The following is an 11,293-nucleotide window of genomic DNA, read 5'->3' as shown; positions in this document are numbered from 1 at the left end:
CCGCGCCCGGGGGGGGGGGGGGGGGGGCCGGGGGGGGGGGGGGGGGGGGGGGCGGGCCCCCCCCCCCCCCACGACTGCGTCATGGGCCGTCCGGAAGGGCGGTCGTTGTCCGGGGTGTCAGCCGGCGGTGCAGGAGCGGACCTGTGGTCGGGCGCTGCTGTTGCCGTATGCTGGATCATCCCCGTCGTGACGCTCGATCCCAGGCTGGAGCCAGCGTGCGGACCGCCTCGAGGGTGGCGGCCCGCTGCCGTGAACGCTGACTCGATCACGCTGTTGCATGATTCGGCTCAGGGCGTGACCCGGAAACCTGCCGGAACTATCGGCACGGTCGGGCCGGAAGCTCCGGTCAGCCGCGCTGTGCGTCGGCGAGCATGTCGAGCGACACCTGCCACAGGCGCTCGGCTGCCGTGGGGTCGAGCGCGTGGTCGGCGACGCCCACAAGCGGCGTCTCGGGGTTGTAGCGCGGCGCCTCGTTGCAGTCCTCGAAGTACCGGCCGCCGATGCCCTCCAGCTGCGGCCAGGCCGCGAGCAGCACGGAGGTGGCCGCGCCCTGCTGCGGGGTCTTGAAGTCGTACGCCGGAAGCTGCGCCAGGTCCTCCTCGGTGAGGTGGCGCCCCAGGTTGCTGGTGACCGCGCCCGGGTTGGCCGCGTTGACGGTGATGCCGTCGCCGGCCCAGCGCCTGTTCGCCTCGACCGCGAACAGCGCGGTGGCCGTCTTCGACTCGCCGTAGGCGAGGAGACGGTCGTAGGGGCGCTCGCGGAAGTTGACGTCGTCGAAGACCATCGGCGCCTGCACGTGTGCGATCGAGCTGAGCGACACCACGCGGGCCCGGCCGGCCGCCGCGAGGGCCGGGTGCAGCCCGTTGGCGAGCGCGAAGTGGCCGAGGTGGTTGGTCGCGAACTGCAGCTCCCAGCCCTCCGCCGTCCGCGTCTCGGGGGTCGCCGACACCCCGGCGTTGTTGACCAGAATGTGCAGCGGGCCTTCCCAGGCGCTGACGAAGGCGGCGACCGACCCCTGGTCGGAGAGGTCCAGGGGAACGACCTGGATCAGCTGGCTCCCGGTGGTGGCGCGGATGTCCTCCGCTGTCCGCTCGCCGGCGTCCACGCTTCGTACCGCCAAGGTCACCGCGGCACCCGCGGCTGCGAGCGCTCGGGCCGTTTCGACACCGATGCCCGACGAGGCGCCGGTGACGACGGCGCGCTGCCCGGTGAGGTCGACGCCGGCGACGACGTCGCCCGCGGTGGAACGGGCGTCGAAAGGCGTGGTGACGCGCTGTGCATTCATGATCGTATTCCTTAGATAGCTCGTGGTTTCGTGTCCGGGGGCGACGATCGGGCCGGCAACTGTGCTTCGGCCCGACGGGTACGCCCGGCGATCGCTCCAGGAACCATCCTGCGCGGCGGTCTTCGAAGCGCCCAACACACGCTTCCTGGCATGGCTACAGTCTGTCCCTGTGACCACCCCTGAACTGCGGCAACTGCGCTATTTCCTGGTGCTCGCGGAGGAATTGAGCTTCACTCGGGCGGCGGCCCGCCTGATGATCGCTCAGCAGTCCCTGTCCCAGCAGATCACCGCCCTGGAACGCATCCTCGGGGTGAGGCTGTTCGAGCGCGACAGCCGCGGCACCACCCTGACCGACATTGGCGCCCTGTTCGTCGCCGAGGCCCGTGCCGTGACGGACCGTGCCGAGGAGGCCGTCGCCGTCGTGGGACGGGCCCGGCGGGGAGAGGTTGGCAGCCTCAACGTGGCCTTTCTGACCTCCGTCGCCAACCACCTTCTGCCCCCGGTGGTCCGAGCCGTGCGTGACCAACTCCCCGACCTTCGCCTGACGACCGAGTCCACCACCATCGCGCCCCTGGTCGAGGGGGTCTTCGGAGGGCGTTACGACGCCGCCTTCACCCGGACTCCGCTCACCCCGGGCCTGCATTCGATGACTCTGGCGACCGAGCCGGTGTGCGCCGTACTGCCCGAGGGTCACCCGCTCGCCGAGCGCGCCGAGCTGAAGCTCGCCGACCTGGCGAACGAACCGTGGGTGATGACCCCGCGCAGCTCGTGGGAACCCTGGCACCGCGCCTACGACGATCAGTTCCACGAAGCGGGCTTCGTCCCGGACATCGTCCAGGAGGAAGCCAACGTGCAGAGCCTGCTCGGTCTGGTCGCCGCGGGAATCGGAGTCACCCGGCTCGCCCGCTCGGCACGCAGCCTTCGCCGCACGGGCGTGGTGTTCGTCCCGCTGACCGGCGCCGTCGCGCGCACCGAGATGGTGTGGCTGTCGGGCAACGCCTCACCCGCCCTGCGCCGGCTCCGGGACGTGGTCACCGAACTCTCCGCAACGACCGACCTCACCGAGACGGGCTGAGCAGCGCGCTCCCCGTGACACGCGAGCCCCCGGACGGGCCACTCCTCAGCGCAGCGCGTCGTCGCGGAGTACGGCGTGCGCGCCGACGGTCTGGTTGACGATCTGCGTCACCCGTACGTCGACCGCGACGCTGGCCAGTGCGACGGCGTCCGGACGGCTGACGCCGTGCAGCCGTTGCATCAGGGTCAGCATCGAGTCCAGCGCCATGAAGGTCGCGTCGTCGAGGGTCGCTCCGACGCCGAGCGTCAGCCAGGCGTCCGCGGTTCGGGCCACCGGGCCGGTGATCGGGAAGTCGTCGCGGACGTCCACGGTCAGCGTCACCTCGTCCATCGGGCACTCGATCGCGGTACCGCCGACCTCGCCGTCGCCCTGCGCGGCGTGCCCGTCCCCGACGGAGAACAGTGCCCCGTCGACCGGGATCGGCAGCAGCAGGGTGGCGCCAGCGGTCAGGTCCTTGCAGTCCAGGTTGCCGCCCCAGGGGCGGGGCGGGACCGTCGAGTGCCGCCCCGGCTCGGCCGGCGGCATGCCGAGCACCCCCATGAAGGGGCGCAGCGTGATCGTGTGGCCGTGCTGGTTGCGGCCGGTCATCGCCACCGGGTCCAGTGCCCAGTCGTGCACCACCCCGTCCTGCTTGACGCCGTACCGCTCGTTGAAGCCGCTCGGCCAGCCACCCGCCACGGTGGTTCCCCAGGCCGCCGGGACGATCGCGTCGATCCGCATCTCGAGGGTCTGGCCGGCGCGGGCGCCGTGGACCGCAACCGGACCGATCAGCGCGTGTCCGTGGTCGGGCTGGTGCTGCGGGACCCGCGGCCGGTCCCGGTTGCGCCCCCCGGGGTACGGGCCGGCCGACCACCAGCAGTCCAGGGTGCGGTAGGTGACGGTGTCACCGGCGTCGATGGTCAGCACCGGCGGGAGGTCGGGGGAGAAATGACCGTGCAGGGTCTCGTCGCCCGGTGTGAGGGTGTGTCGCATCCGGGCAGGCTAGTTGCTGCCGCCGGGGCAGGGTAGATCCTCAACGCCCGGCAGCTCAGCGCAGCCGACGGATGTCGCCGTACGCCCGGTAGAACCCACCTCGGCCCGACTCGCGGACCTCGGTCACCAGGTAGCGGGCGCCGGGCTCGCGGATGCCCTTGGGAAACTGCACCGACCAGTCGCGCCGGTAGCCGTCGGACATCACCTGGACGCGCATCCGCCCCCGGTCGGTCAGGCACTGCACGACCACGCCCGCCCCGGCGTCGCTGGTCACCTCGACCACCGTCGGCTCCGCGGTCCGCGGCGCCTGGCGGGGCGCCTTGACGTCCAGCACGTCCGGCACGTCCCCGGCCTGGGCCGCCCGGATCGCCGACTCGCTGGCGTCGATGCAGGCCAGATGGCCGCCGGTGGTGACGACGTAGAGCCGATCGCCGTGGTATTGCATGGAGTACGCCGAGCCACAGCCGGTGCCGAGCTTCCACAGCCGGGTGCCCGCCGCGTCGAAGCAGTAGATCGAGGACTGGCTGTCGCCGGCGAACACGAACCGGCCGCCCTCGGCGGTGGCACAGGAGAAGACCGGAGCGTCGCACCGGTAGCGGCGTTCGACCCGGCCGTCCTTGGCCAGCCGTACCACCTCGCGGGTGCCTGTGCCGGCGAACACGCTGCCGCGCTCCTGCCACCCGAAGAGCACCGAACCGGTCGTGGTGTGCCAGAGCTCGCGGCCGGTACGCCAGTCGTAGCCGGTCACCCCCTGGGAATGGCCGTGGTAGAGCGCGTCGGTGTCGCAGCGCACCATCCAGGCCGAGCGGCCCCGCCCGGGCCGGCGCCAGAGGAACTCGTCCTCGTGGTCGACGGCGGCGATCCCGCCGTCGGCGTCGGAGACGCCCAGGACGCCGTCGTGAATGTCCAGCCAGTAGATGTCGATCTCGGGGGCGATCGCGTACGCCACCCGGGGCACCTTGCCGGAGAGGTCGTAGACGTTGCCGTCGTCGCAGCCCGCGTAGACCCAGGCGTCGTCGGCGACGATGCACTTCACCCCGTCGGGGAGCCGGACCTGACCGCGCACCCGGGCGTCGTGGCCGAGGGTGGTGATCACGCCGTGCTCGTTGCCCACCATGCAGTGCTGCTCGTCGACGAAGATGCCGAAGGCGGGGGCACCGGAGTCGTAGCGCCAGAGCACCGGGGCGGTGCGGGCCGTGGAGCGGGTGCTGACGATCTGCCGCCTGGAGACGCTGCGCTTCTGTCGGGCGCCGGGGACCGCCGGGGCGTACCCCTTGCGGACCTTCTCCCCGATCTTCTTCGCGGCGGCCGCTCGAGCCCGGGCGTTGTCCGGATAGGCGTTTGCCTTGACCTGCCCCTGGTCACCGATCCGGCCGTATCGCACGGTCAGTGTGGTGTCGTCGACGACGACTTCGTAGAACTTGTGCGCTCCGTCCACTTCGGACAGTTCGAGGTAGGTCGTCTCCTGCGGCATGGGGGCCTCCGAGGGGGTCAGCGAACGGCCCGACGTGGCCGGCGCGGCGACAGTGCCCACACGTTAACCGCGCCCTACGACAAGATCGGCGGCTGCCGGGCACCCGCCGGCGCGACGCAGCCGGCCGATCCGACCGGCTGCGTCGGGACGATTCAGGGCTTGCGGGCCACGGCGCCGTACGCGTCGATTCCCTCGGCGTCGGCGTCGTCCGGACGCCACAGCGGGATCGGCACCAGGCCGGGCTCCACCATGGTCAGCTCCGAGAAGCAGCTGGCGAGATCCTCCGGGCTGCGCAGGATGTACGGGACGCCGCCGCTCTCCGCCAACCGCTCGGCACCGGACACGACCGCCGGACTGGTGTTGGTGCCGTCCCACAGCACCAGGTGGCTGCCGGACGTGGTCGCGTCCATCGTCCGCCCGACGATGGAGCGCACGACCGCCAGGTCGGGCTCGTAGCCCAGCACGCCCATGTACATCACCGCGATGGGCTGGTCGAAGTCCAGCGTCTGGGCGGCCTCGGCGAGAATCTTCTCCGGGTCGTGGTAGTCGGCGTGCACGTAGGTGGTGACGCCCTCCGAGGTCGTGCTGGCCAGCAGTGCCCGGGCGTGCACGAGGACCATCGGGTCGTTGTCGACGTAGACGATCCGTGACTCGGGCGCGATCCCCTGGGCGACCGCGTGGGTGTTCTGCATGGTGGGCAGGCCGGTGCCGATGTCCAGGAACTGCCGGACGTCCGCCTCGGCGGCCAGGTAGCGCGCGGCCTGCACCAGGAACCGGCGGGACTGCTGCGCCATGACGACGATCTCCGGGTAGACCTCGGCCACGGCGTCGCCGGCCGCCCGGTCGGACTGGAAGTTGTCCTTGCCGCCCATCCAGTAGTTCCAGATTCGCGCCGCGTGCGGCACCTCGGGCTCAAGCTTCGCTGCGAGTTCGGCATCCGGGCCGGCCATGCCAGGCTCCTATCGAAGGTTCGTCAGGCTGTGGACCGCCGCTGCGGTACGCCCGGCATCGTACCCGTGCGTCCACTGTCGACGGTGCCTGGCGCGGCATCGCGCTATCTGTCGCGGGGGTGGGTCACGGCGTGTCGACGACCTCGCGGCCGAGGGGCCAGAACGCGGCCGGGACGAGCTTGAAGTTGGCGATGCCGAACGGGATTCCGATGATCGTGACGCAGAGCGCGATGCCGGCGAGGATGTGGGACAGGGCGAGCCACCAGCCCGCCAGCACCACCCACAGGATGTTGGCCAGCCCGGAGGCGACACCCGCGCCAGGCTTGGGTACCAGCGTGCGGCCGAACGGCCACAACGAGTAGACGGCGAGACGCATTGACGCGACGCCGAAGGGGATGGTGATGACCAGGACGAAGCAGATCAGCGCGGCGATGCCGTAGCCGATCGCCAGCACGATGCCACCGCCGAAGATGAGCCACAGCACGTTCAGTACGAAGCGAATCACCGTTCCAGCATGAGCGACGCTCGCCACCGGCCAGTGCGCTGGGGGAGGGGCGGATTGGATTTTGCGAGCGGGGCAAGGTCCGGAATGCCGTACTGGTTGTCTAGGACCTGCATGGCGGCGCCCGCGGCGATCGCGTCCGCGCCGAGGCTCGACAGGGCCACGTCCGTGCTGAGCCAGTCCCTGCGCCGCGCGTCCGCCTGGACGGCCTGCTCGACCGCGGCGAGGTAGGTGTCCGCGTGCCGCAGGAGATCCGCGCCCGCCAGCACCACGTGGGCGAGGTCGAGTGTCTGGAGCAGGTTGACGACGCCGACCGCCAGGACGCGTGCCGCGCGAGGGATGTCTCCCGCGTCGGCGGCCTGGTTGTGGACGATCTCCAGGCAGCCGTGGCGTCCGCAGACGCAGAGGGGCCCGTCCAGATCGACGACCGTGTGGCCGAACTCTCCCGCGTTGGTGTGTGCGCCGCGGTGGGCGCCGCCGCCCAGCCAGAAGCCGCCGCCGATGCCCGACTCGACCATGATGAGGGCCGCGTCGCCGAACGTCCCGCCATGACGCCATGCCTCGGCCGTGATCCCCGCGGCGACGTCCTTGTCGAGATGCACCGGCAGGCCCAGGTACGCCTCGGCGATCTCGCGCAGCGGTACGTCGTGCCAGTGCCGCAGACCGTGTGCGTCACGCACCAGGCCATGCTCGTGGTCCAGCGGGCCGATCATGCCCAGCCCCACGCCGGTCAGTCGGCCGCGGAGGTCGTTGCCGCTGGTGATGGCGTCGATGCCAGATTTCAAGGTGTGCAGAAGCTGCTCAGGGGTGAAGTCGCTGGGTAGCGGGCTGACCGCCGAGTGGTGCACGGTGCCGGCCAGGTCGACCAGGACCAGCCGCAGAGTGCGCCTGGCGACGTGGGCGCCGATGGCGTACCGGCTGTCGGGGACCAGTTCGTAGACCACCGCGGGCTTGCCGATGGACGCGCGCCGGACACCGGCGGACCGGATCAGGCCGTCGGCGATCAGGCGGGCGATGACCTTGGAGACAGCCTGCGGGGTCAGGCCGGTGGCGTTGACGACGGTGGACCGCTCGAACGTCCGCTCGGTACGTCCCACCGCCATGACGAGCGCCTGGTTGTAGCCGCGCAGGAACGTCACGTCGGCTGTGGTGCGAGTCATCTCACCACCCTATTACGCAACGCTGTTGCTAAATTCTCTCCGTGCATGGATTGAGCAGAGGTCGACGCCTGGCCGCGGTCGTCGCCCTGGCCCTGGGTGGCGTCGCGGTCGGCCTGACCGAGTTCGTGGCGATGGGCCTGCTGCCCGAGATCGCGCGCGGCCTGCTGCCCGAGCAGTACGCCCAATCGTCGTCGGGCGCGGTGGCCCGGGCCGGTTGGATGATCACCGCCTACGCGCTCGGCGTGGTCGTCGGCGCGCCCCTGATCGCCGCCCTGAGCGCGCGCGTACCCCGCAAGAAGCTCGTGCTCGGGCTGCTCGTCCTCTTCGCGGTCGGCACGGTCGCGTCCGCGGTAGCCCCGACGTTCGGCCTGGTGCTGGTGGCGCGGTTCGTCGCGGCGCTGCCGCACGGTGCGTACTTCGGTGCGGCCGGCCTGCTCGCGGCGGCCCTGATGGGTCCGGGCAAGGAGGCGCGGGGCTTCGCCACCGTGCTCAGCGGCCTGACCATCGCCAACGTGGTGGGCGTACCGCTGATCACCCGGCTCGGGCAGGGCGCCGGGTGGCGCGTCGCCTACCTGGTCATCGCCGGGGTCTTCCTGCTCACCCTGCTGGCGGTGCTGGCGGTCGTCCCGGAGGTCGCCGCGGCGGCGGGCGGCTCGCCAGGCGCCGAACTGCGGGCGCTGCGCACCTCGCAGGTCTGGCTGGTCGCGGCGACGGGGGCGGTCGGCTTCGCTGGATTCTTCGCGGTCGACTCCTACATCGCGCCGGTCACCACCGACGTCGCCGGGCTTTCGGCGACGACGGTGCCGTGGGCGCTGGTGGCGGTGGGGCTCGGCATGACTGTCGGCAACGCCCTGGGAGGTTGGCTCGCGGACCGGGACCTGCGCCGGAGCATGATCATCGGCTTCGTCGCGATGATCGCGAGCATCGCCGTGTTCAGCCTCGTCGCGTCGACCCGCACCGGCCTGTTCGTGGGTGCGTTCCTGGTCGGCGCGACCAGCCTCTATCTGGGCCCGGTCCTGCAGGCGCGCCTGATCACCGTCGCCCCGGGAGCCCAGCTGATGGGTGCCGCGGTCAACCAGTCGGCCATGAACATCGCGAACAGCCTGGGCGCTGCGCTGGGCAGCGTCGCCATCGCCGCCGGTCTCGGTTATCTCGCACCCGCCCGGGTGGGCCTGGCCCTGGCGGTCCTCGGTCTGGTCCTGGCCGGGGTCAGCCTCGCAGCCGACCGACGCGCGCGCGAACCAGAACCGGTCGCCGTCGCGCACTGACCCACCGGGCGGGGACGTGGGCACGCGTCCGGGTCAACGCGGCGGGAAACTGATCCTATGTCCTCGACGATGCTGGTGGTCGGCCCGAAGCTTGCCGTGGCGCTGGTGGTCCTGACCCTCGTGGCGGCGGTCGTCGTGACCGTGGGGAAGCTGGGTCACGGTCGAGAGGTCATGGTCGCCGCCGTCCGTGCCGCGATCCAGCTGGGCGCCGTGTCGCTGCTGATCACGGCCATCGTGTCGTCGCTCTGGGCCACGGCCGCGTTCGTCGTCCTGATGTGCGTGGTGGCGGCGGGCACGTCCGGCCGACGCATCACCGGCGGCGGCCAGGGATGGTGGGCCGGCGCGCCGATCGCCGCGGGCAGCATGCTGGTGGTGCTGGGATTGCTGCTGGCGGGTCTGGTGCCGCCGCGTGGCATCGCGATCATTCCGGTGGCGGGAATCCTGATCGGCGGGGCGATGACCGCCACCTCGCTGGCCGGTCGCCGCGCCTTGGACGAGCTGACCAGCCGTCGCGGTGAGGTGGAGGCCGGCCTGGCCCTGGGCCTGCTGCCACGGGACGCCGTGCTGCTGGTGTGCCGTCCGGCGGCCGGACAGGCGCTGGTCCCGGCACTCGATCAGACCCGGACGGTGGGCCTGGTGACGCTGCCGGGTGCGTTCGTCGGGGTGCTGCTCGGTGGGGCGAGCCCCCTCGCCGCCGGTGTGACGCAGCTGGTCGTGCTCGTCGGGCTCCTCGCCGTCGAGGCCGTCGCCGTCGTCCTCACCGTCGACCTGGTCGCCCGTGGCCTGCTCCAGCGCGCCGGATCGGGGCCGCAGCGGCTCAACGCTCCCGGTAGGTGGCCAGGTCGAAGTCGGCGTAGGCGCCGTCGCGGCCGAGATCCTGCACCCACAGGCCGAGGAACGCTCCGGTGAAACCCCACGCAGCCGGCTCCCCGTCGATGATCAGCGCGGCGTGCTCGTCGGACAGGATGGTCGCGTCCAGGTCCACCGGAAGCTGGCGCCAACCGGCGCCGAGGTCGTAGTCGAAGCGCACGACAGGCCCGTCGAACGTCGCCCTCAGTCCGACGCGAGCGACGTCGCTGGCGTCGACGGTCAGCTCGGGGTACGGGATGCGCCGCCCGTTGTCGGAGCTGAGCAGCTCCAGGACGATCCGCCCATCGTCGGCGCGGCTCAGGTAGAGGTGGTGCCAGTTGAGGGTGTTGTAGTAGGCGGTGATTCCGGCGAGCTGGCGGTGGTCGACCGGGTCGAACTCGACCACGGTCTCCAGCGAGCAGCGCGTCGCCCCGACGCGCCGCGCGACCAGACTGGGGCTCTGCCGGCCCACCGGCGACTGCCCGCCGTGGATCCGCAGGTGCGACGGACGGGAGCGCAGGTCGAGCCAGTCCGCGCTGGCCGGCCGGCGCAACGTCGACCAGCAGCGGCCCAGCTCCGGGGCGTCGAAATGGTCAGTGGCGGGCTCCGCCGGCCACGGGTGCGCCGGCAGGTCGGGTGCGGCGACCTCCTCCGCCGGCACCCCGCCGGGGATCCGAGGCCAGCCCCCCGACGGCCAGTCCACCCGCTGGATCGCGGTCTCCCGGCCGAGCACGCAGCTGCCCAGCGGCGAGTAAGGGCGGCCGGCGAGGTGCGCCAGGTACCAGCCGCCGTCCGGAGTGCGAACCAGACTGCCGTGGCCGGCCTTCTGCAGGCGCAGGTCGGGTCGGCCGACGGAGGTGAGCAGCGGCCCGTCCGGGTCCACCTCGTAGGGCCCGAACAGCTCCCGTGACCGCGCCACGGTGACCTGGTGCTCCCAACTGGTGCCACCCTCCGCGGTGATCAGCCAGTACCAGCCGTCGTGGCGGTAGAGGTGCGGACCCTCGGTCATCCCGACCGGGGTTCCGGTGAACAGGAGACGGGGTCGGCCGACGAGAGCCCGCGCCATCCGGTCGTACTGCTGGATCTCGATGCCGCCGAAGCGGTCCCGGCCGGGTCGCCAGTCCGCGCTCATGCTCAACAGCCAGGTGGTGCCGTCGTCGTCGTGGAACAGCGCGGCATCGAAACCGCGCCCGTGCAGCTGTACCGGATCCGACCAGGGGCCGGCGATGTCAGGCGCGGTGACCAGGTAGTTCTGCGGATCCAAGTAGCCGCTGGCGAAGCTGGCCACGTCGCTGTAGACGAGGTGGAACTCGCCGTCGTGGTAGGTCAGGTCAGGTGCCCACACCCCGTTGGAATCCCCGCAGCCGCGAAGGTCGAGCAGGCGACGGTCGGTGATGATCCCGTCCAGGGTCCGCCAGTGCACGAGGTCGCGCGAATGGTGTACGCGCACCCCCGGGTACCACTCGAACGTCGAGGTGGCCAGGTAGTAGTCGTCGTCGACGCGCAGGATCGACGGGTCAGGGTGGAACCCGGCGAGGACGGGGTTGCGGATCGACCGGGCAGCGGTCGCCGTGGCAGCGGTGTCGGTCGACACGAGGGCTCCTCTGGGCGGCTTCGGAAACTTCCGGGCCTACTGATCGGTGGCTGTGGAAGCCCTGACTACGCTAGCCTCGGTCTTTCGCTAGTGGTTGATCATGGATCGTTCGGGCATTAGTTGATCTCTGTCTGCGGTTGGCCGAGTGTGGGCATGGTGATGGC

10 protein-coding genes are annotated in these 11,293 nt (G+C 71.5%); 3 read left to right on the top strand and 7 right to left on the bottom strand.

What is annotated here, in order from left to right; translation table 11 throughout:
- Nucleotides 1-346: 346 nt before the first annotated feature.
- Nucleotides 347-1,285, bottom strand: a complete 939-nt coding sequence (locus ACWD5O_RS36045) for an SDR family NAD(P)-dependent oxidoreductase (RefSeq protein ID WP_450088058.1) — start codon at nucleotides 1,283-1,285, stop codon at nucleotides 347-349.
- A 169-nt stretch (nucleotides 1,286-1,454) separates the two neighbouring features.
- Between ACWD5O_RS36045 and ACWD5O_RS36040 the strand changes: the two genes are divergently transcribed.
- On the top strand, nucleotides 1,455-2,360 hold the full coding sequence (locus ACWD5O_RS36040) for a LysR family transcriptional regulator (RefSeq protein WP_450088057.1): 906 nt from the start codon (nucleotides 1,455-1,457) through the stop codon (nucleotides 2,358-2,360).
- Between the two features lie 45 nt (nucleotides 2,361-2,405).
- Here the strand turns inward: ACWD5O_RS36040 and ACWD5O_RS36035 are convergent, their stop codons facing one another.
- From ACWD5O_RS36035 to ACWD5O_RS36015, 5 genes are all read right to left on the bottom strand, one after another.
- Nucleotides 2,406-3,332 (bottom strand): acetamidase/formamidase family protein, encoded by a 927-nt coding sequence (locus ACWD5O_RS36035; RefSeq protein WP_450088056.1) that lies wholly within the window; start codon nucleotides 3,330-3,332, stop codon nucleotides 2,406-2,408.
- A gap of 55 nt (nucleotides 3,333-3,387) precedes the next feature.
- Nucleotides 3,388-4,806, bottom strand: a complete 1,419-nt coding sequence (locus ACWD5O_RS36030) for a WGR domain-containing protein (protein WP_450088055.1) — start codon at nucleotides 4,804-4,806, stop codon at nucleotides 3,388-3,390.
- 152 nt (nucleotides 4,807-4,958) lie between these two features.
- Entirely contained in the window at nucleotides 4,959-5,756 is a 798-nt protein-coding gene (locus ACWD5O_RS36025) for an SAM-dependent methyltransferase (protein WP_450088054.1), read from the bottom strand.
- Nucleotides 5,757-5,880: 124 nt separating this feature from the next.
- Complete coding sequence (locus ACWD5O_RS36020) at nucleotides 5,881-6,261, bottom strand: YccF domain-containing protein (protein ID WP_354968072.1); 381 nt, start codon at nucleotides 6,259-6,261, stop codon at nucleotides 5,881-5,883.
- Complete coding sequence (locus ACWD5O_RS36015; protein ID WP_450088053.1) at nucleotides 6,258-7,418, bottom strand: ROK family protein; 1,161 nt, start codon at nucleotides 7,416-7,418, stop codon at nucleotides 6,258-6,260. The genes ACWD5O_RS36020 and ACWD5O_RS36015 overlap by 4 nt, the downstream gene beginning before the upstream one ends.
- Before the next feature lie 41 nt (nucleotides 7,419-7,459).
- On the opposite strand from ACWD5O_RS36015, the gene ACWD5O_RS36010 reads away from it, so the two are divergent.
- Together ACWD5O_RS36010 and ACWD5O_RS36005 are read left to right on the top strand one after the other, a co-directional pair.
- Nucleotides 7,460-8,686, top strand: a complete 1,227-nt coding sequence (locus tag ACWD5O_RS36010; protein ID WP_450088052.1) for an MFS transporter — start codon at nucleotides 7,460-7,462, stop codon at nucleotides 8,684-8,686.
- Nucleotides 8,687-8,743: 57 nt separating this feature from the next.
- Nucleotides 8,744-9,595 carry an ABC transporter permease gene (locus tag ACWD5O_RS36005; RefSeq protein WP_354968075.1) on the top strand — a complete coding sequence of 284 codons (852 nt, stop codon included), beginning with the start codon at nucleotides 8,744-8,746 and terminating at the stop codon, nucleotides 9,593-9,595.
- On the opposite strand, the gene ACWD5O_RS36000 is transcribed toward ACWD5O_RS36005, so the two are convergent.
- A complete protein-coding gene (locus ACWD5O_RS36000) occupies nucleotides 9,504-11,129 on the bottom strand; it encodes a glycoside hydrolase family 43 protein (RefSeq protein WP_450088051.1) in 1,626 nt (541 codons plus the stop codon). The two genes, ACWD5O_RS36005 and ACWD5O_RS36000, sit on opposite strands and share 92 nt — an antisense overlap.
- Nucleotides 11,130-11,293: the final 164 nt, after the last annotated feature.

The sequence above is a fragment of the Micromonospora sp. NPDC005161 genome, from assembly GCF_053599855.1.
The sequence above is the reverse complement of the archived record's forward strand: the minus strand, read 5'-3'. Positions and strand labels throughout refer to the sequence as shown.